Here is a 20,972-nt window from a genome sequence, read left to right on the forward strand (position 1 = left end):
GTTTTTTTTACGAACAGCGAGGTTTTAGATATTATCGCGCAGGCAAGCCTTAAAATGACCAGGACGCACAGCACGCAAAGGTGGATTGTTTTCTGCACAAGTTGGGATGGCTTGAGGACAGCGCGTGCGAAAGACACAACCGCTGGGGGGGCTTGCAAGGCTTGGTAAATCGCCTGATAGGATATACTTTGGAGATTTTCTGTCGGGGTCAGGGGAAGGGATGGCAGAAAGTAAAGCTCTTGTGTAGGGGTGCTCTGGTTGGGTATAAAGTTCGGTACTTGTGGCGATTTCTACAATACGCCCCAGATAGAGCACAATCACGCGGTCGCAAATATATTCAACTACCGCTAAATCATGAGAAATAAATAGCATCGTGAGGCTAAGTTGCTGTTGAAGATCGCGTAGCAAATTGATGACTTGCGCTTGGATAGAGACATCCAAGGCCGACACTGGTTCATCAGCTACAATAAATTCTGGCTCTAAGGTTAAAGCGCGAGCTATACCAATACGTTGCCTTTGTCCACCCGAAAATTCATGGGCATAGCGATTAATAATCTCGGGTGCTAATTCCACTTGTTTGAGGGCTCGTTGGATTTTTTCTTGTTGCTCTATTTTGCTGCCTATACCTTGAATACGCAAACCTTCAGCCAAAATTTCTCCAATCGTCATACGCGGAGATAGGGAGGCAAAGGGGTCTTGAAAAATATACTGCATATGCCGGCGCTGTTGGCGCATTTGTTGTGAGCTGAGGTTTGTTATATCAGTACCATTAAAGATAATCTGTCCGGCTGTAGGTTCGATTAAGCGCAAAATAGTACGTCCAATGGTTGTTTTGCCGCTTCCAGACTCTCCAACAAGTCCAACTACTTCACCACGTTTGATGTTAAAGTTGATATTTTCTAGGATACGCAAAGCGGCACCACCGGTAGGGTATTCCTTATAAAGCCCACGCACTGATAGGAAAGTTGTTTCATTCATGCAGTGATCTCCTTCCAGCGTATGCAGCGGCTATAGTGTTGCTTGTTAATGGCAGCTAAAGGAGGCACTGCCGCGCGGCAATCTTCTTGCGCAAAACTACATCGGGGCGCAAAAGTGCATCCTTGTGGTAGATTTGCAAGGCTAGGCACTATGCCAGGAATAGTTATAAGTTTTGCGTCTCTTTGTTTCATACGTGTCGCCTCGCCAAGCCGTGGTTGAGAGCGTAAAAGTCCGATTGTATAAGGGTGGCGCGGGGTGCGAAATACCTCCCTTACAGGCCCACTCTCTACAATGCGGCCAGCATACATGACCGCAACGCGTTGGGCGATTTCAGCTACAACGCCCAAATTGTGAGTAATAAACAGCATAGCCATGCCGCGCTTTTGTTGGAGTTGGCGAAGGAGATCAAGAATTTGCGCCTGAATGGTAACATCAAGAGCCGTTGTAGGTTCATCAGCGATTAATAAAACAGGATCGCAGATAAGTGCCATGGCAATCGTGGCTCGCTGACGCATGCCACCTGAAAGTTCATGAGGATATTGCCCCGCACGGCGACGAGCATCGGGAATTCCTGCTTGGTTGAGAAGTGTAATAGAGGTTTCTAACGCTTCTTTTCGGCTCGCTCCTTGATGTACCCGAAGCGCTTCCCCGATTTGATCGCCGATCGTATAGACAGGATTAAGGCTTGTCATGGGCTCTTGAAAAACCATACCGATATCATTCCCGCGGATACGGCGTATGGCCTCTTTTTCTAGTTGTACAAGGTCGACAATGGGCCCACCCTTGGTACGTAAAAGCACTTTGCCTGCTGCAATGGTGCCTACGCCACGGGTCAAGAGACCCATGATTGAAAGGCTCGTGACCGACTTTCCAGACCCAGATTCACCAACCAAAGCCAAGGTTTCTCCTAGATTCACGTGTAAATCTACATCATGAATCACTGTAACTTGACGGGCAGGCGGGCCAAAGACAGTGCGGAGACCACGAATCTCAAGGATGGGGTGCGCGTTCATGCTAACCTCAATTTATAAAAGCCCAGCACGGTGCAGAATTCTATCAATATGACTTGCTTCTGCTTCATTGAGACCGGCCCGCGGTCGTGCCATTGTATTGGTAGAAATGATGCCTAAGCGCCGCATTGCAGTTTTAAAACCGCCCACTCCCGTTGCTCCAGCGCTTACACGCTGGGCGCCTACCCATACGAGCTCAAAAAGTCGACATAGACGTTCTTGTTCAAGACGGGCAGCGGACCAATCGCCTTTTTGGGCGGCGTTCCACAGGCGCACATAGCCAGCTGGATCGACATTTGCTAGGCCTGGAACCACGCCGTGAGCACCCATATAAAGGCTACTATCGACTAGGGTTTCAGAGCCAGTCATAAGGAACATATTTTTATGATCGGCAAGATCTAAGAGAGCATAGCGAAAAGCTGTGTCATCGCCAGAAGAATCCTTCAGTCCGATAATTGTTCCTTCTTTTGCGAGGGTTACAATTGTCCCGCGCGTGAGTTTTGTGTGTACACAGACTGGGATATCGTACGCAATAAGCGGTATATTAATGGCATTACGTACTAAGCGAAAATGATCAAGAATTTCTGCTTGGTTAGTCAGTGTGTAAAATGGTGCAGTCATCACTGCAGCATCAACGCCTATTTCTTCCGCGATACGGGCATGGGAAATGACGCGCTCTGTTGCTGGGTCAATAGTGCCAGCCATAACAGGTACGCGCCCATTTACCACTTTAACGGTGTGTTCAAGAATTTTACGTCGCGTTGCTTCATCAAAAAATATTACTTCGCTAGTAGAGCCCAAGGCAAATACGGCATGACAACCACTCCCGATTAAATATTCCAAAACATTTGTATAAGATTCATAATCAACACTGTGGTCTTTATGTAAGGGGGTTACAACAGGAGGGACAATACCAAAAAAATTTGACATCATAGATTTCTTTCTTAATCTTAATTGAGTTCAGACCGCGGGTCGAAGGCATCTCTCAAGCCATCGCCAATGAAGTTGATAGCTAGCACAGCGAGCACAAGTGCGCTGCCTGGGAAAAGCCACTGCCAAGGATATTGTTCTAACACAACGGTCGATCGCGCTGCATTAAGCATATTGCCCCAACTTGCTGCCGGTGGCGAAATACCAAGGCCTAAAAAAGACAAGCCTGCTTCTAGCAAAATGGCATTGGCTACCTGTAGTGTTGCGTAAACTACCAGAATATCAATAGAATTTGGAAGGCCATGACGAAATAAGAGATGCCAAAGGCTAGCACCCATATTGCGCGAAGCCATGACAAAATCACGTTCTCTTAGCTCCATGAGGCGAGCACGTACCATTCGTGCAAGCACAGGCCAAGATAAGAGAGCAATGACAATAACGGTGGACCAAATACCAGAACCAATAATAGAAGCAAGCACTAAAAGGAAAATAACAGGGGGTAATGTCATGGCTAAGTCAACGCTACGCATAGCGATAGCGTCACCTATACGCCCGCCAAAAGCAGCAAAAGCCCCGATTAAAAACCCAAGAATGGTGGACAAAACAACCGATGACGCAGCAACAAATAACGAAATACGCCCTCCTTCTAAAGTGCGGGCTAGTACGTCGCGCCCCACCCCATCGGTACCAAACCAGTGTTGCCAGCTGGGGGAAGTATTCATAGCTAAAAGATCAATGTCATTAGGTTTGTGATTGAGCCATAGGGGGTAGGTGAGAACAAGGATAAGGAGCGGCGTAAACAGTATAAGGCCAAATAATGCAGCATGATTTTTCAAGAAGCGCCCTGTAGAGCGCGCTAAAGGAGATGAGGTCTTGATAAGAGACACAGCCATTTACACCACCTTAATACGAGGATCAATAATTGCATAAGCAAGATCAGTCAGAATATTTACAATAATAACACAAGAACCGATAACTAAGGTTGTACCCATAATGACAGGGTAATCGCGTGTTTCAACAGCATTGATAAGTAAAAGCCCCATACCAGGCCAATTAAAGACGCTTTCAATAAAGATTGCTCCACCAATGGCAAGACCAAGTATAGAGCCGATTAGGGTGACAACAGGTAAAAGGGCATTACGCAACGCGTGTTTGACAATAACCCAAAATTCGTGCACGCCTTTGGCACGAGCCGTGCGGACATAATCTTGATTAAGGGTTTCTAACATAGAGGCGCGCATGTAGCGCATGATCAATGCTGCATAGCCAATAGAAAGAATAAAGGCTGGTAAAATAAGATGGTGCAATAGATCAAGAGTAGAGAATTTTTGTGCAGGTGTTAACATGCCGCCTGAAGGCACCCATTTTAAGCGGACTGCAAAAATATAAAGCCCAATAAGGGCTGTTAAAAATGCTGGTGAAGAAATGCCAAGCATAGCCAAAATAGATAAAATATAATCGGACACTTTATTGCGGCGTACAGCGCTTATAATGCCAGTTATGATTCCGAGAATAATCGCCAAAAATAGCCCGGCCCCCATTAACAGTAGGGTGGGTCCGATACGCGCAATAATAAGGTCGGAGACGGTTTCGTTGAAACGTTGCAATGAATGCCCAAGATTACCTTGTAGTGCTTGGCCTAACCATGCAAGATATTGCACTGGTATTGGGCGATCAAGCCCTAATTGTGTACGTAAAATGGCGATGGCTTCTGGTGATATGGGGGCATTAGGGTTAATATAGGCATCAATAGGATCTCCGGGCGTTAATTGCAACAACCCAAAAATTAACACTGATAGCGCTAACAGCATGCCGAGGCCGATAAACAAACGATGTAGGCAGTAGCGAAGCATAAATAAACCCTATAATTATACCTATACTAGAGATAGACAATAACACCTTTGAAAAGGTGCGGGAAAAAGAGCGCGTGCCACTAATTCGCAGGATCAAGAGGCACGCATTATCGCAATGGTTTAATCGCTAATAGACCATTTTTCTGGATACGCTTGATAAGGACCGCCGCCAGGGGCGGGTTGCCAGACAAAGTTCTTCAATTTTGTTGAAACCACTCCATAGCGATTTGCAACCCACATGGTTGCCCAAGGCAATTGGGCATTCGTGACGCGGCAAACATTTTGATAAAGCGCTGTTCGTTTTTTCATATCGGTTTCGGCAAGTGCTTTATCAAGCGCTTCGTTGAGTGCAGGCATACGTACGCGTGTGAAATTGGCGCCCATGGGCGGTATGGCTTTTTCGTTAAGGGCGCCGTCAACGCTTGAGGGATCTGGTCCATTTTGTCGTCCAGCAAAGGTAAGGGGGAAGTCCGCGCTATTGCTATCCTTTTTATTTACAATAGAATTATAGGTCGGAGCGTCAACAACGCGGGGCACGATATGAACATCGACTTGTGCTAGCATGGCTTGCATGGCGGCTAAAACATTATGGATGAGCGGTGAATCATAATAGGTTAGAATGGTAATAGGCTTATTACCATTGATTTTATCCCACCCTGCTTCGGTAAGTAATTGTTTTGCTTTTTCAGGATCATAGGGGTATTTATTAATGTCTTTTGGTACCAAATGATCTGCAACATAAACACAATCTGCTTTTTTTGCGCCGCCGCCATAAAGGCTTTGGATGATAGCATCGCGATTGATAGCATACATAAAGGCTTGCCGGATGCGCAGATCCTTCCAAAGTGGTATATCTTGGTTGAAGCCTACAAAGTTTGCAACGAAAGAATCTCCTTTAATAAGGCGGAAGGCTTTGTCGTGTTCAAATGTTGGTAAATCATTAGAGTCTACATAGCTGAATTGTATCTCACCCGACCGCAATGCTGCAATTGCCCCAGCGGAATCGGCAAAATAGCGATTAATCAATTTATCGGCCTTGGGCTTGCCCCCGCGATAGTCTGGGTTGGCTACGAGTTCTACGTATTGATCAGTGACATATTTACTAAATTTGAAAGGACCTGTCCCAATAGGGTGCGTTGACCACCAAGGATTTTTTGACAGCTTATCTAGTGGAATGGATGCCAGCGCATGTTGTGGTAGCATCATTAACTTAGTAAGCGTATCAAGTAAGGCGGGTGTGGGGGTTTTGAGTTTTATAACCACTGTGTGGTCATCGGGTGTTTCAATCGAGTCAATGTTTTTGAGACCTGAGGAGAAAATAGAACCAGTGCGGCCATCTTTTGCAAGATCAAAGGTAAACTTAACATCTCTTGCAGTAAAAGGCACCCCATCATGCCATTTAGCATTGGCCAATTTAAAGCGGTAAGTGCTTTGATCAGGGCTAATGGTAAAAGATTCGGCAAGATCGCCGATGATGTTTTGTAAGGCGCTGTCATAGATAACTAAAGGCTCAAAATAGGTCACAAGCCATGTAAAGCCAGCAGTTGCAGCAAGTGGATTAAAATTGCCTTGAAAACCGCCGGCTCCAACATCGAATCCTCCATATATGGTGCCGCCCGCGTGAGCCGTAGCGGCAAGAGATAAAGGGGATACAACAACAGCGGTTGATACGGCTAATGCCGCGTATAGAGTACGTAAATTCATGTATTCCTCCCAGTTAATGAAATAGATCTGTCATGTTTAGAACATGGTTTATTCCTGTGTAATGTTGGCTTAAGTGCTTGCGTGCGGCTTCAACATCTCGCGCTTCAAGTGCATCTACAATTACCACATGATCAAGCCATGTTTGCATAGGGGCGGGGTTATTAAGCTTCGCAAAATCCGATGCTTTGTAGAATGCGAGCCAAAAAACCTCAATCAAGCGCAAAAGAATTTGATTACCTTGGCAACGGAATAAGAGATGATGAAAATGCTTATCCTCTTCTGGAAATGCTTCGCCGCGTTCAGCACGTTGGCGCATTTTTTCAACTGTAAGGCGTAGTTCGGCGATGTCTTCTTCTGTGATGATTTCTATTGTTTTATCAATAAGGCCTACTTCTAGTGCACGCCGGATGTCAATGACCTCTTCAATTTGGCGTAATGATGTGCCAAGGCCATAGGGTAGATTTTCCAGCAGAGCCTCAAAAGAAAAAGCTTTTACAAATATCCCAACTCCATGGCGCGGTTCCAAAATGCCAATTGATTCCAAAGCTTTAATTCCTTCTCGTAACGAATTACGACTGACCCCTAATAAAGCCGCAAGCTCGGTTTCTGATGGTAGGAGTGCGCCTGCTTTTAGGCCATGCTTTTCAATATAGGTGCGTAAACTTTCTTGTACAGTCATACGAGGATTATATGTGCGAAAAGGAGGCGCCATAGGAGGGGAAGGTTGTTGTAGCTTATGCTTTGGAGTTTTTGTCTTCATTGATTCTCCCAAACAAGGCACGCTGGATGCTTGTTAATTTGTTTTAAAGTACTTACTTGTAGGATGACTGTCAATCTGATATTTTATTATAAAATCTTACCGCTGATTAACGAAAAAATTGGCGGTCGAATGATTAGTTATAAGGCATGATACACTGATCAATTATCTAATCGGGCGCAATCAAGTGCTTGGTACAGGGAGGGAAAATATCAATGAATTTCACTTTTTCACGTCAGATCGCTTTGGGCCTTGCCACTGTTGTTTTGTCTAGCACAACCGCCTTTGCGGTAGGCGCTTGGCCTGATTTACCCGTGGGGATAAAAACCGGTATCTCAGCTCGTATTGACCACTTTGCTTATGTAGGACTTGGCTCCGCAGGCGATGTGTTCTATGCGCTGGACTTAAACAACCCGACAACAGGTTGGGTTAAACGTGCAGCTTTCCCAGGGCCGAAAACTAACGGTGCGGCTGCTGCGGTAAGTGATGGTAAGATTTTTGCTTTTAGCGGTAATGGGTTGGCGACGCCGGATGCACAATCGCCGATTATTTTTGATACGGTATATGTTTACGATCCTGTTACGGATAGTTGGAGTAAGGTAGATACAAAAACACCGGTAGGCCTTTCGGGTGCTAAAGCCTTAAGTTTGGCCGATGGGCGTATCGCGATTATTGGCGGCTATAATAAGAAACTGTTTGATAAATATTTATCTGATCTTGCTAAAATAGATGAGAAAAAAGATCCTAAACGTTTAAAAAAGCTTGTTAATTCCTATATGGGGATGAAACCTAAAGGGTATCACTGGAATGCACGGGTACTTAGCTATAACCCTAAAAATAACCAATGGGGCACTTTTGGCAAAAGTCCTTTTTTGCCTAATTGCGATTCCGCTATTGCCTTTGAAGGGGTTGATCGCTTTATGGTTATTGGTGGTGAGATCAAGCCTGGCCTTCGTACGCCTGCAGTAAAGCAAGTGAAGTTTACGGCCCATGATGCGCAATGGAAAAAGCTGACTCCGCTTCCCGCTTTATCAAATGATGAGCCGCAAGAGGGATTAGCTGGCGCTTTTGCCGGCAAAGTTGGCGATGATGTTTTAGTGGCAGGCGGTGCTAATTTCAAGGGTGCTCAGGCAAATGCGGCGGCTGGAAAATGGTTTGCTCATGATGGTCTACCAAAAATATGGCGCAGTGAAATTTATGTCTATGATAATGAGGGCTGGCGTGTGGTAGGTAAATTGCCACACGGTCTCGCTTATGGAGCAAGTTTTGAAATGCCTGATGGCCTGCTTCTTGTTGGCGGTGAAGATGAACAAGGTAAAGCTAGCAAGGAAGTTATGTTTTTAGGTTGGGATGGAAAAACACTCTCTATTTCAGATTAACCACCTTTGCGGCGCCAAACTCTCTTTCTTAGGGCGGGCTTTGAGAGAGGTAAACAATTGCTATTTTTGTGGCGGCATCAATAGGATGCCGCCCTTTTGTTTTCGTTAAAGGGCGGCAAGAAAAAGAATTCTACGTCATGCCAGAAGGCGCAGTAGGAGGCATAGTCCTATCCTGTTTTACCTTATCATCCATGAGTTCATACCACATAGCGATAAGGACTGAAAAGGCGATAGCGAGGGGAAGGCCAAGTAGCCATGCAAAATACCACATAGATTTTCCTTAATAACTGTGTTCATTTTTACCGGTGACATCTTTTTCGCTTACCTTACCCCATAGAACCTTATAGACCCAGCTTGTATAAGCTAAAATGATGGGAAGAAATATGGCGGTTGCGATTAGCATGATGAATAATGTTTGATGACTAGAAGAAGCATCCCAAACAGTTAGGCTAGAGCTAGGATCCGTAGATGAGGGTAGGATAAAAGGAAACATAGAGAGGCCAACCGTTGCAATAATACCTGCGATAGATAGCTTACTGAAGAGTATCGCTGCTATATTACGCCGTAATCGTAGACTTATGAGAGTGAGCAATGCTCCTGCAAAACCCGCTATGGGCGCAATAAGTATCCATGGGTAGTGTTGGTAATTGGAAATCCAAGAACCATTATGGACAGCGGTCTTTAGAAGCGGATTAGATGCTCCATCATGGTTTATAGAACTAGTAATACTATAACTTTCCGTGAAACCTACGAGCCAAATCCCAGCTAAGGCGAATAATATAATAGATGCTAATGCGGCGGCATTGCCATAGTTGCACGCTCGTGCATATATTGACCCCGTGGTTTTAATGGCCAGCCAGCAGGCGCCATGCATTATAAGCATAGCAACTGAAAGAAGTCCACAAAGCAAAGCATAGGGGTCGAAAAGCGTGAAAAATGTTCCTTCATACGTAACATGCATATCGGGCGAAAAGTAAAAGGGTAGCCCCTGTAATACGTTGCCAACCAAAACCCCAAAAATCAAAGATGGGATTATGCCTGAAATAAATAACGCCAAGTCCCAACCATTATGCCAGCATTGGCTTTCACGTTTGGGGCGATATTTCAAGCCGACAGGGCGCAGGATGAGGGCAAATAAAATGAGAAACATTGCTAAATAAAAGCCCGAAAAAGAGACGGCGTAAATTGGTGGCCAGGCCGCAAAAATAGCACCGCCGCTCAGGATAAGCCAAACTTGATTGCCCTCCCATATGGGGGTTATGGTATGGAGCGTAATGCGCCGTTCAATTTCAGTGCGTGCAACAAAAGGAAGTAGTGTCGTTATACCAAGGTCAAAGCCATCCGTAATAGCAAAGCCAATCAAAAGTACGCCTAGTAAAACCCACCAAATTATGCGCAGGGTTTGATAATCTATAAGTTCGTAGAGGATCATAGAGGTTACTCCGCGGATTTAATTGGTGTTTCAGGGAGATGCGTTGTGTTGGGGGCATGGTCAGGCGCGGGGCCTTGCCGAATAGTACGCACCATTAAAGCAATTTCAATCACCATGAGGGCTGTATAAATAAAGATAAACCCTAATAGAGTTAGCAAGACAGTACCAGCGCTATGGTTGGATACGGCAACTGCGGTCGGTAATATACCATCAATCACCCATGGTTGACGGCCAAGCTCTGCTACTACCCAGCCCAATTCAGCAGCAATCCAAGGAAGGGGAATAGAAAGGATAGCAATACGAAGAAGAAGGGGGTGGCGGTCAAGTCGGTGACGGCAAGATAGCCAAAAGAAACTAGCCGTTAGCATCAAGAACCATAGACCAAGCCCAACCATAATGCGGAAGGACCAAAAAAGCGTGGGCACATGAGGGATGGTATCACGCGCTGCTTGTGCGATTTGTGCATCAGTTGCTTGGCTGGGGTTATCAACATAGCGCTTTAAAAGTAAAGCATAGCCAAGATCTTCGCCGACATCTTCAAAGGCGGTACGCATTTCAGGGGTGATCTGATCGGCTGTCTTTGCCTCGCGGATTTTCATTAAAGCATTATAGGCAACAATACCTTGGCGAATGCGCTGTTTTGCATGGGCCTCAAGCTCATTTATGCCAGCGATGGGCGTGGTGAGGGAGCGTGTGCCCATAAGCCCCATAAGCCAAGGAATACGCACAGCATAATGGGTTTCACGCGCTTCTTGGTCTGGGAAACCAATGACCGTAAGAGCAGCAGGTGCTGGTTCTGTTTCCCACATTGCTTCAATAGAAGCAAGTTTTACCTTTTGGTTTTCTGAGGTAAGATAGCCGCTTTCATCACCTAGGACGATAACCGATAATGATGCAGCAAGACCAAAGGATGCGGCAACCACTATAGAGCGTTTGGCAAGTTCTATATGACGACCCTGTAAAATATACCAAGCCGAAACGCCAAGCACAAAAAGCGCTCCACAGACGTAACCGGCTGAAACTGTATGAACAAATTTTGCTTGGGCAACTGGATTAAATATCACATCAAAAAAGCTGGTGATTTCCATGCGCATGGTTTGGATATTAAAGGTTGCTCCCGCTGGATTTTGCATCCAGCCGTTGGCGATTAAAATCCAAAGGGCTGACATATTGGAACCTAGTGCTACCGCCCAAGTTGCGATAAGATGACCGGTTTTGGATAAACGCTCCCAGCCGAAGAAAAAAAGTCCAACAAAAGTAGCTTCAAGGAAAAAGGCCATTAGTCCTTCAATGGCCAAAGGCGCCCCGAAAATATCTCCTACATAATAGCTGTAATAGCTCCAATTCATACCGAATTGGAACTCCATCACAATGCCGGTGGCGACACCAAGTACGAAGTTGATCCCAAATAATGTACCCCAGAATTTTGTCATTTGGCGCCAAATTTGGCGCCCCGTCATGACATAGGTCGTTTCCATAATAGCTAAAAGCACTGAAAGACCAAGTGTTAAGGGAACAAATAAAAAATGGTAAAGCGCTGTTATAGCGAATTGCAAGCGCGACAGCGCGACGATATCAAGTTCCATAGTCTTCCTTTCTAATATCACACTACTTAAGAAATTTGAGGCTATTTCTGAGGTTAAGCACTACCTTATAGGAAATACCTCCTACTGTTTTAGTCAGGATGTAATAGAGCTAATGTTTGAGCAAATTCAGCTTGTCCTCGGTTAAAAATATTAATTATCCGCCCTGCTTTAATTAGCGCAAGGCGATCAACTATTTTTGCTTCGCGCTGGCTATGACTTGCGATAACAAGCGCATGCCCTCTAGCGCGCTCTGCCAGGCAATTCATAACTTCCATAGCGGTAGCGCTGTCTAAGCCTTCTGTGGGTTCGTCTAAGAGCCAAAGAGGGGTGTTGCATAAAAATAACCGCGCAAGCGCTAGGCGGCGTAGCTGCCCCCCTGAAAATCCAAGGCCTCCTTCACCGAGTCTGGTCTCCAGCCGCTGCGGTAGGGGCTTTATGTGATCAAGAAGTCCAACAGCCTCCAAAACGTCATAAAGTTCTTTGTCAGTCGCTGTTGGTTGAGCAATAAGTAAATTATTTCGAATTGTATCGGTAAAAATCTCGCTTTTTTGGGTCAAAAGAGTTGATTTAACTACCTTTCTAGATCCATAAGAGGGTGTTAATTCTTGGGCTAAGAGGGAAAGGAGTGAGGATTTTCCGGCTCCGCTCTCTCCAATGATTGCGAGTTTTTCATCCACACCAAGGCTAAGGGTAATAGAGTCAAGGGCGGGCTTTTCCGCCCCCTCGTATATCACTCCAGCGCGAATTAACTGGAGTGATAAAGGAAGGCGAGGTTTTGGACTTTGGGGTTCAAACTTTGGGGTTTCAAGGCGGGGCGCTACACGGCGGGCGGCTAATAGTGCGCGGCTCAGCTCAATAGCGCCGCGGCGCAGGGCTAGAAAGGGCTCTATCGCAACAAATACAAGAAACAGAGCGAACGCGGCTGAGGAAGCCTGAATGATTCCTGTTTGGCTAAGCCACGCAACGGCCAAGAGTGTCCCCATAAAAAGAAGCGATGATAAGATATGTAGAGCCAGACCGACAAGGATTTCAATTTTATTTAGCTGGTCATCGACAGCAGCCACATATTGATCAGCACGGGAGATAGTTGCGGCTTGCGCTTTCAGGCGCCCAGCCATCAAAAGGTCGGCTTGCCCAGCAATAAAGTCAATCACGCGGGCGCGAATAGCTTCTATTCCATACATACGGCGGTGCGCTGCCGTAAAGGCTACATTGGCTCCAATCAAAGGTATAGAGAGACCCGCTATGAGAAGAACTCCTCCTATGATAAAGCCTAGCGATAGGTTGATTAAGCTTAGCGCTACGCCTACTACCAACGCTGTAATTATGGCAACGCTGGTTGGCACAAAAACGCGTAGATAGAGCGTATCAAGCACGTCGATATCAGCGGTGAGGCGAAAAAGCAGGCGCGCTGGGCGAGCAGTGAGGTAACGAGCTGCTTGCCGCTCTGCCCATCCATAAAATAGTTTTAGGCGCAAACTAGCTAAAATCGTTAAAGTGGCGTCATGGGTTGTTAAGCGTTCCCCATAGCGAGCAAAAGTGCGGCCAATGGCAAGTAAACGAATTCCAGCCGAGGGTACAAAAAAATTGAAAGTTACGGCGCCTATCGTCGAAAAGCCTGCAAGAGCAGCTGCCGTGATAAACCAACCGGAAAGGCCAAGGAGGGTAATGCCTGCAAGAGCTACCACTGCCGCCATAGCTATTCCAAGCCAAAGGCGGCATCGCCATTGCTTGGAGAGGAAGATAGTCAAAATCCGTTGTAAATCTTTATACGATAGTTTCATATAAGGATCCCGTCTATTGATGGTGTCTTGAGTTGTATAACACGTTGCATGCGGGCGATAAGCTGGGGGTTATGTGTTGCTACAATGAGGGTTTTATCCTTGGCGAATCGGGAAAGGCTGGTAATAACTTTTGAGGCACTTGTAACATCAAGATGTGCGGTTGGTTCATCAGCAAGGATGATCCGAATATTAGGATTGCAGGCGGCACGGGCAAAAGCCAGCAGGCGTGCCTCTCCGCCTGATAGGCTTTGCCCCCCTTCATCCAATGGTCGTTTTCCATAGTTGGTTGCAAGATGTGTAAGCTGCGCTAAATCTAAGGCGGCCTTTGTCTGCATACCCGTGCGTCCAAGGGTAAGGTTTTTCATAAAGCTATCAGAAAAAATATGCGGTTTTTGACCGATCCAAGCTATATGGTGACGCCAATCTTCCGTTGCACCTAACGCTTTTCCACCTAATGATATGCAGCCTCCCGGCTCAGCAATTAAGCCAGCTATGAGTGCGAGTAGCGTTGATTTTCCACTACCGCTTGCTCCTACCAAGGCCACATGTTCGCCTTCGCGAATGCAGTAATTAAACCCAGAAATAAAAGGCTTTTTCTGAGGGTCATAGGAAAAATAAAGATTTTTTAGTTCAATATCAAAATTTTCGGGGGCTGAATTATCGCTATTGGGATTTGCATTTGGATTTGTTATGAGAGCTATTGCTAAACCTTTATCAGCCATATCCTTTAAGGCTTTAAGAGCAGAGTAGCCACTAGCGCGGTCATGCCAAACAGCTGCTAGTTCGCGTAGAGGGTTAAAAAAAGCCGGTGCAAGAAGGAGTAAAAATAGTCCCTTTGCTAAGTTAAGGCCTTGTGTCCAAGCGCCAAAATGAAGCATACCCAAAAGACTAAATCCTACGTATACTGCTACAAGAGCTACGCCAAGTGCAGCGAATAATTCAAGTACTGCAGAGGATAAAAAGGCGATTTTGAGTACAGCCATGGTGCGAGCTTTGAGGGTATCAGTATGAGCCTTTAGGCGCGTAGCTGTCAAATCCACAGCGCCCAAGCTTCGTAAGGTAGCAAGCCCCCGCAAGCGATCAAGCAAAAAACCATTCATGTCTCCAGTTGCCGCGAGTTGTTTTTCACTTGCCTCTTGGGCTTTCCAGCCAATTAATGCCATAAAGAGAGGAATGAGAGGCATTGAAACTAGTAGTATGAGCATCCCCATCCATGATATAGGAAAAATGCATATCAGTATAATAAGGGGAACTAGGATGGCTTTAAAACGCGCTGGCTGAAAGCGGGCAAGATAGGGAACAATAAGTTCCGCTTGCTCTGCCAAGATACTGGCCGCAGCACCAGAAGCAGGGCGCGAAGGATCGAGGGGGGAGCGTTGGGCTAATGCGTCTATCGCCGCTAGACGATAGTAACTTAGCTGTTCACGCGCCGCTTTAAAGGTAAGGCGTTCGCCTAATGCTTCTAGAGTCGCCCTGCTAACAGCAAGGGATAGAATACTAAAACTTGCTATAAATAAAGTTGACAGATTTATTCCTTCAGTTATCCATTCCACACTCTGGGCGATTAGTGCTGCCTGTGGAATAAAAAGAAGTGTTGCAAATAACTGAAGAAAGCCTCCTAACCGCATCTTTTTTGCGTTTCTTTGCAAAGGCTTTTTATTTATGGCCATAGAGCGAGAAAGAAAAATTATTTTTCTTAGCCCCGCCCGCCCTTCAGAAAAAAATCTCATAACTGCACCAACAATGTTTTATATGTTAGTAAATAGGCTTGCTGTTGAATTTTGACATAGATCTATAGTATTTTTTAAGGTGATTTATCCTAAAATGTTTCGATGGTGTTAGTATCAGCGCTATTTATGAGCAATGGCAACAAGCTATCATATTTAAATTAAATGATAGGTATATATAAAAATATTCATTTAGAGCCAAAGGCGGTCTGGAAGGACACATTCATAAGAGCATATTCAGGATTTTTCGCTTTTTGTAACTTACTTGATGACATACGCTGGAGGTTTTTTGGTTTCTTACGGGTCGAAAATTTCGACCGGCAACGAGTCGCCGTAGCGAAAGAAAGAGCGGAAGCAAAGCGCCGTCAAAAATAGAGCTTGGAATTTTTCATGGCTGGGTTTGTCCAGCATGAGCGTAGCGATTGTGGACAAACGTACCGCGTAGCGGCCAGCGGTGGGAAAGCCAACTGCTTTCTGAAACCTCCAGTAAGCGTATACCTTGCAGAACTAGCACTTATCCAAAAATCATGTAAAAATGGCTTCAAGCAACCCCAAGCTAGAAAATCCTAGCATTAGTCCTGATGGGTAATTGCCGCGACTACGTCGCGACTTTCGTTCGATGGGGGCTTGCCCCCCATACCCCCCTTGAATGGCTTATGAGTGATTAGGTTGGTGCTTGACGGTACTGTTAGTGCTAGATATACTCTAAAACCGTCAAATTTGACCGTACAGTGGTTTTAATTATTGATAGAACGTATTTCTCCCACCAGTGATTGCTTGTATGGCTCCTAAAGCGCATCAAGATTTTTAAAAGACGCTTTTATTGTTTTGAAAAAAATTTACTGTATATATAATTAAAACTTAAAAAACCAACAAAAGAAAATATTGCATTTAATACAAACATGTTCATACTTTGAATGAAGTATTCAGGAGCAATCCATAGTATGGTTAAAGTAATAGAAGTTTTTATATTATTTAATTTTATTCCTTTTATCAAGAAGCACGTAACAAAAGATGAAACTAAAGAAATTTTATTTATATATACTAAATCGTTATATTCAATATAATTGTTATATAATCTATAATATAAAAAATAGATTAAAGACATGAATAAAAATGTCATTAAATAATTAATTACTGCTTTAGTAAACACTTTAAAATCCCACTTTTGGATATCAGCTAAATAATTATTTAGCTGATATCTTTTGTATTTTTAACTGACAAAACCTGCTGCGCCACCAACAGCACCACCTATGGCACCACCAACAACACCGCCTGTAACACTACCTACTGCTGCTCCTGCTGCTGAACCAGCCACACCACCTATAAAACCACCTGCTGCTGCGCCTGTTTTTGATCCCATATCATACCCTGCTTTTGCGCCAGATTTAGCTCCTTCTTTCGCATCATGCCAGCCCCAGAGTTGTACAAATGGGTCGTTAATAAACATTGGAATACGAAGTTTGAGCACTTGCACTTTGATATGATGATAGTAACATCATTGTTACTGCAGAAAAAAGAATGTGCTTTTTCATAGAGACCTCCAAAAATATGCAAAATACATATTATTAACATAAATAAGTTTTATGTATATAAAATATAGCATTTTATTTTTTTTATTCAAGAAATTATTTTTTATTTAAATGAATATTGTTAGAAAATTTTTTCTATATAATTTACAAAGAAGATACCTGACGCTATCGATTTTATTTTTCTTTTATTTCTTTTTTCCGATTAGCTTATCACGATCTGGCATAGGATTGTGAAAGAACAAACGTTTGTTTTCTGATTTTGGAGAAGAAAATTTGTCGTTATTTGTTTTTTTGTTTTGGTTTGATCCTGCATGCTGACTGACTCTGATTGAGCCTTTTTGCTTGATATAGCGGGTTACATATCTCGCAAATTGCTTGTAGCTAATTCCTAAAATTTCCTCATATTGTTCGTGGATGTTTTTAAGCGTATTTCCTGCATTTATTAGCCTTTTGAAGGTTTCAATGTTAGCGAGAAAATTTACGCGTCCGTCCCCGTATCTTTGTTTTATTTTTGTATCAAACATTATCATGCTCCAATGATTTTTGGGGCTAATAGGCTAATAAAATAGCTATAGTTTTATTAGCTTTTAATAAAAAGCGAAACTAGTAGATAACAAGAATGAAACTAGTAGTAAACTAGGGGTAAACAAGGCGAAATTATAGGTAAAAAAGTAGAATTGCTGTTTGCAACTGCTTAAATGCAAAAAATTTCGTAGTTTATCGTTCTAAAGCGTTGGCAGGATGTGCATTTGTAGCCACACAAAAAAATCGTGTGGCTACAAATGATTGAAGCTTACTCGCCTTTGGCTCGACGTGTTTATGGAGATACGCGCTATTACTTTTCCCGCTTTATCTGAGTACTTTTCTACGGAAATAATTTGTAGTGTTTTTGTAGTGTTTATATTCCAGTATTCTCTAAGCGTGTAGAACAAGCTGTATTGTTGAAACAATACAAATAATTTTTATTGTTTCCAAAAGTTATTTAAAATCAATGACTTAAATGCACAGAAAGGTGCGTATGGTGTGGAAACAATTTAAGGGTAAAAAGGATGACTTTTTGCCCTTAAAGGGCGTCGAAACTTGGTCGATATGCGGTGGATATCGGTGATTGATGTAAAAATCGTGCAAAATCGTGCAAAACCGTGCAGAAAAAATGATGCAGAAATGTGATACTGCTTAGATTTCTGAGTAAGGGAGCGGGGCAATGGCGCGTAGCGCCATAAAAAAATAATGTCGTCACCTTTAGGTGACGACATTATTAGCGTAGAACGCAATTTCATGTTTTCAGTTTGCCAGCTGCGGGCAAGTCTGGCTCCATGCTTGGCAAATGTGGTTGCGAGGGCGGGGGTAAGCCGTCGCCTGTTGGGTGTTGCAATTCCCCGATTTTTGGTAACCCTTGTAAAGGTTCTTTCTTAATCCAGCATATCCTTATCTGGCTGCTCTTCGCTAGAAGCTATTACATTGGCTGAAAACAAACTATATCGCAGATTATCGCGTTGCATCCGTCCAGGCAACCCGATCATTGACGATGTAAGCATTGGCGGTACCAGAACCGCCAATGCGCCGAACCTCTATCCAATTACCATTTTTCAAAACTTCAATAGATCTTTTAATGGTGATTACAGAAACCCCCATCAGTTTTGCCAATGTAGGGTATGAAGCTACAACGGCGTTGTGGTCGCCCACCTGAGATACGAGTACGTGTAAGAGACCAGCGGCATATGGTTTTGTGATCGTCAATTGCGCCTAAGCCTCGTGTGTTTTTAAATCAGTTTGGACGAAGTTTTTAGTAATTTTTTTTGCTGTAATTTTAGCGCATTTGACATGATCAGACCCCTGCTCTAATTGGATATAAATTTTATCTGTAAAGATATAAAATCTATCTGTAAAGATAAAATTTTATCTCGACCCTGCTCTCCTGAGAGAGCAGACCACACTCCGTAAAAGATTGATTTTCCATAATGTTTTTTTAGCTCTTCTAATGATCTAAGAGCACTAAAAAAGTCGACCTTTGGGTCGAAATCGACCGGCAACGAGGCGCCGTAGCGAAAGAAAGAGCGGAAGCAAAGCGCCGTCAAAAATAGAGCTTGGAATTTTTCATGGCTGGGTTTGTCTAGCATGAGCGTAGCGATTGTGGACAAACGTACCGCGTAGCGGCCAGCGGTGGGAAAGCCAACTGCTTTACTGAAACCTCTAGTAAGCGTATACCTTGCAGAACTAGCACTTACCCAAAAATCATGTAAAAATGGCTTCAAGCAACCCCAAGCTAGAAAATCCTAGCATTAGTCCTGATGGGTAATTGCCGCGACTACGTCGCGACTTTCGTTCGATGGGGGCTTGCCCCCCATACCCCCCTTGAATGGCTTATGAGTGATTAGGTTGATGCTTGACGGTAGTGTTAGTGTTAGATATACTCTAAAACCGTCATAACCGTACAGAGACTTTTTTCATCTGCTGGGTTCCCTTAATAGAATAATAAAAAACCATATGCAGTCAAATTTGACGATTTTAAAGGTATTGCAGACTAATATCCCTTCACCCTTTGGATTGCTGGAAGTTCTTTTCTGCTTTTAGGATTTCACGACGAGATTTTTTCTGCTGTTCTGAATATTTTTTCCTAGAGTCTGTAGCCTAACAATGTAATCTACAAACATTACAAGAGCATGTGTAGACATTACATTAAAGTTTTTTTGAGATGACAATGCATAGCAAGTTTAATCAAGTGAATTCTAAAACCGATAAGGTTGCGGGCGACTTTATCGCTTATGTGGTTCCTAAACGGAAAAATGAGTTTGGTAAGAATTGGTTTGCAATATCTCAAAATGCTGCGTTTTTATTTTCTAAGAGCAATTTAACTGGTAGTGATTTTCGTGTTTTGATGTGTTTATTCGCGCAATTGGATTTTGAAAATTTATTGATTGTCAATCAAGCAGAAATTGCTAGAGAACTAGATATCAAGCCCCAAAACATTCAACGGAGTATCAAGCAGTTGATAGATCTAAATGCTTTGCTAGAAGGCCCAAAAATAGGCATAAATCGCTCATACAGGCTTAATCCACAATTCGGCTACAAATAAACGCTAATTTAGAATTTATGCGGGTGTCTCCCCCCGTAATATAGGGGGCGCCCCCGCCCAATGATGTTACCAAAAATCATAAACTTAGTTCTTTGGAAAAAAAAGCCAAGTAGTGACGCGTAGTGTCATAAAATACGTCGAGCCAAAAAGGAAATACGCTTAAAACATCCACAAATGAGTTTTTGTTTTAAGTATTCATTTTTTGTATATTAAAATAATTATATATATCTTTAAATAAATTTGATATTATCATTCAATTAATTTATTATTTTGTCAATAAAATATTATATTAAATAATTTAATTAATAAAACCCCTATAAAAGACAATATTATTGCATACAAATGCAACTTATTAACAATTAATTTATTTATTAATGTTTTTATTTTTGATTTTTTATTTAATTTATTAGATTATATATTTTTGAGCTTCTCTATAAAAGACGGTATATCAAATGATATACATACAATAAATAAAAATATCTATGAAATATAGATAAATATAATTGTATTTATACTTATGTATAAATTAATATTGAATATAAAGTTAAAAACTAAGCTTAATAATGTAGAAATAAAAATTTGGTATGCGGTTATATATAATGATATTTTTAAGGATAAAAATAACTTTTTCATATTTAAATACCACTTAATTTTATTTATACTATTTTTTCACCCTGAAAGTTATAGATTTTCAGGGTCAAAAAGTATATTTTGATTAATCAAATATAGCGCCCTTAACCCCTCCAATAACAGCGCCAGTGCCAGCGCCTATATAACCTCCTACTTCAGTTCCAACTACACCACCAGCACGTGCTGCTCTTACAGTTACTGTAGGATTTCTTGTTGCTATAGCAGCAGCTCCTCCTGCAACAACGGCGCCAGCACCACCGCCAATTGCACCCCCTATTACTGCTCCTTTTACAGCTCCACTATTTGCGCCATCTACAGCCCCTTTCCAACTATAAATTTGGGTATCCGATAAAGAAATAGTTTGTGCATTAACGTTTGAGGCTATGATTGGTGATAGCGGTATTGATAATGATATTACTTTTAATAGCATTGGAATTTTTTTCATTTTGACCTCGCTTAAAAAAAATAAATACTTTTTAAAATTAATAAAATTAATTTTAATATTATTTACTTATTTGTTTTATATATTATATACTTCTAATTTTTTTAGAGAATCCAGCGAAGATATTTTCAATATTTCGGCTATCTAGTGGT

At 43.0% G+C, this 20,972-nt stretch carries 20 protein-coding genes and 1 pseudogene; 3 read left to right on the forward strand and 18 right to left on the reverse strand.

Going from position 1 to position 20,972, the window contains the following annotated elements; genetic code table 11:
* Nucleotides 1–24: 24 nt before the first annotated feature.
* From ACK28X_RS01315 to ACK28X_RS01345, 7 genes and pseudogenes are all read right to left on the reverse strand, one after another.
* Nucleotides 25–978, reverse strand: a complete 954-nt coding sequence (locus ACK28X_RS01315) for an ABC transporter ATP-binding protein (protein WP_412057905.1) — start codon at nucleotides 976–978, stop codon at nucleotides 25–27.
* Nucleotides 975–1,991, reverse strand: coding sequence for an ABC transporter ATP-binding protein (locus tag ACK28X_RS01320; RefSeq protein ID WP_412057906.1), 1,017 nt, complete (start codon nucleotides 1,989–1,991; stop codon nucleotides 975–977). Before ACK28X_RS01320 ends, ACK28X_RS01315 begins: the two co-directional genes overlap by 4 nt.
* Before the next feature lie 12 nt (nucleotides 1,992–2,003).
* On the reverse strand, nucleotides 2,004–2,918 hold the full coding sequence (locus tag ACK28X_RS01325) for a dihydrodipicolinate synthase family protein (RefSeq protein WP_412058256.1): 915 nt from the start codon (nucleotides 2,916–2,918) through the stop codon (nucleotides 2,004–2,006).
* 20 nt (nucleotides 2,919–2,938) lie between these two features.
* Nucleotides 2,939–3,811: an ABC transporter permease gene (locus tag ACK28X_RS01330; RefSeq protein ID WP_412057907.1), complete on the reverse strand. Its 873-nt coding sequence runs from the start codon at nucleotides 3,809–3,811 to the stop codon at nucleotides 2,939–2,941.
* A complete protein-coding gene (locus ACK28X_RS01335) occupies nucleotides 3,812–4,771 on the reverse strand; it encodes an ABC transporter permease (RefSeq protein WP_412057908.1) in 960 nt (319 codons plus the stop codon).
* A 120-nt stretch (nucleotides 4,772–4,891) separates the two neighbouring features.
* Entirely contained in the window at nucleotides 4,892–6,475 is a 1,584-nt protein-coding gene (locus ACK28X_RS01340; RefSeq protein ID WP_412057909.1) for an ABC transporter substrate-binding protein, read from the reverse strand.
* Nucleotides 6,472–7,187, reverse strand: a pseudogene (locus ACK28X_RS01345) (FadR/GntR family transcriptional regulator). Before ACK28X_RS01345 ends, ACK28X_RS01340 begins: the two are co-directional and overlap by 4 nt.
* A 260-nt stretch (nucleotides 7,188–7,447) precedes the next feature.
* On the opposite strand from ACK28X_RS01345, the gene ACK28X_RS01350 reads away from it, so the two are divergent.
* The gene (locus tag ACK28X_RS01350) at nucleotides 7,448–8,611 is read left to right on the forward strand and encodes an N-acetylneuraminate epimerase (protein WP_412057910.1); all 1,164 of its coding nucleotides are present in this window, start codon (nucleotides 7,448–7,450) and stop codon (nucleotides 8,609–8,611) included.
* 130 nt (nucleotides 8,612–8,741) lie between these two features.
* Here the strand turns inward: ACK28X_RS01350 and cydX are convergent, their stop codons facing one another.
* The 8 genes from cydX to ACK28X_RS01390 form a co-directional block, all read right to left on the reverse strand.
* Nucleotides 8,742–8,882, reverse strand: coding sequence for a cytochrome bd-I oxidase subunit CydX (cydX, locus tag ACK28X_RS01355; RefSeq protein WP_412057911.1), 141 nt, complete (start codon nucleotides 8,880–8,882; stop codon nucleotides 8,742–8,744).
* A gap of 9 nt (nucleotides 8,883–8,891) precedes the next feature.
* Nucleotides 8,892–10,043, reverse strand: coding sequence for a cytochrome d ubiquinol oxidase subunit II (cydB, locus tag ACK28X_RS01360; RefSeq protein ID WP_412057912.1), 1,152 nt, complete (start codon nucleotides 10,041–10,043; stop codon nucleotides 8,892–8,894).
* A 5-nt stretch (nucleotides 10,044–10,048) separates the two neighbouring features.
* Complete coding sequence (locus ACK28X_RS01365; protein WP_412057913.1) at nucleotides 10,049–11,629, reverse strand: cytochrome ubiquinol oxidase subunit I; 1,581 nt, start codon at nucleotides 11,627–11,629, stop codon at nucleotides 10,049–10,051.
* An 89-nt stretch (nucleotides 11,630–11,718) separates the two neighbouring features.
* The gene (locus ACK28X_RS01370; protein ID WP_412057914.1) at nucleotides 11,719–13,413 is read right to left on the reverse strand and encodes an amino acid ABC transporter ATP-binding/permease protein; all 1,695 of its coding nucleotides are present in this window, start codon (nucleotides 13,411–13,413) and stop codon (nucleotides 11,719–11,721) included.
* On the reverse strand, nucleotides 13,410–15,143 hold the full coding sequence (gene cydD / locus ACK28X_RS01375) for a thiol reductant ABC exporter subunit CydD (protein ID WP_412057915.1): 1,734 nt from the start codon (nucleotides 15,141–15,143) through the stop codon (nucleotides 13,410–13,412). The genes ACK28X_RS01370 and cydD overlap by 4 nt, the downstream gene beginning before the upstream one ends.
* Before the next feature lie 385 nt (nucleotides 15,144–15,528).
* The gene (locus ACK28X_RS01380; RefSeq protein ID WP_412057916.1) at nucleotides 15,529–15,654 is read right to left on the reverse strand and encodes a hypothetical protein; all 126 of its coding nucleotides are present in this window, start codon (nucleotides 15,652–15,654) and stop codon (nucleotides 15,529–15,531) included.
* Nucleotides 15,655–16,353: 699 nt separating this feature from the next.
* On the reverse strand, nucleotides 16,354–16,611 hold the full coding sequence (locus tag ACK28X_RS01385) for a hypothetical protein (RefSeq protein WP_412057917.1): 258 nt from the start codon (nucleotides 16,609–16,611) through the stop codon (nucleotides 16,354–16,356).
* Nucleotides 16,612–16,857: 246 nt separating this feature from the next.
* Nucleotides 16,858–17,196 (reverse strand): TraK family protein, encoded by a 339-nt coding sequence (locus ACK28X_RS01390; RefSeq protein ID WP_412057918.1) that lies wholly within the window; start codon nucleotides 17,194–17,196, stop codon nucleotides 16,858–16,860.
* A 706-nt stretch (nucleotides 17,197–17,902) separates the two neighbouring features.
* Between ACK28X_RS01390 and ACK28X_RS01395 the strand changes: the two genes are divergently transcribed.
* On the forward strand, nucleotides 17,903–18,088 hold the full coding sequence (locus tag ACK28X_RS01395) for a hypothetical protein (protein WP_412057919.1): 186 nt from the start codon (nucleotides 17,903–17,905) through the stop codon (nucleotides 18,086–18,088).
* Nucleotides 18,089–18,160: 72 nt separating this feature from the next.
* On the opposite strand, the gene ACK28X_RS01400 is transcribed toward ACK28X_RS01395, so the two are convergent.
* Nucleotides 18,161–18,412, reverse strand: coding sequence for a hypothetical protein (locus ACK28X_RS01400; RefSeq protein ID WP_412057920.1), 252 nt, complete (start codon nucleotides 18,410–18,412; stop codon nucleotides 18,161–18,163).
* A gap of 101 nt (nucleotides 18,413–18,513) precedes the next feature.
* Complete coding sequence (locus ACK28X_RS01405; RefSeq protein ID WP_412057921.1) at nucleotides 18,514–18,927, reverse strand: hypothetical protein; 414 nt, start codon at nucleotides 18,925–18,927, stop codon at nucleotides 18,514–18,516.
* A 446-nt stretch (nucleotides 18,928–19,373) separates the two neighbouring features.
* On the opposite strand from ACK28X_RS01405, the gene ACK28X_RS01410 reads away from it, so the two are divergent.
* A complete protein-coding gene (locus ACK28X_RS01410; protein ID WP_412057922.1) occupies nucleotides 19,374–19,748 on the forward strand; it encodes a hypothetical protein in 375 nt (124 codons plus the stop codon).
* A gap of 715 nt (nucleotides 19,749–20,463) precedes the next feature.
* On the opposite strand, the gene ACK28X_RS01415 is transcribed toward ACK28X_RS01410, so the two are convergent.
* Nucleotides 20,464–20,823: a hypothetical protein gene (locus ACK28X_RS01415; protein WP_412057923.1), complete on the reverse strand. Its 360-nt coding sequence runs from the start codon at nucleotides 20,821–20,823 to the stop codon at nucleotides 20,464–20,466.
* Nucleotides 20,824–20,972 lie beyond the last annotated feature (149 nt).

The organism is Bartonella sp. DGB2 (assembly GCF_046843095.1).
Lineage (GTDB): Bacteria > Pseudomonadota > Alphaproteobacteria > Rhizobiales > Rhizobiaceae > Bartonella.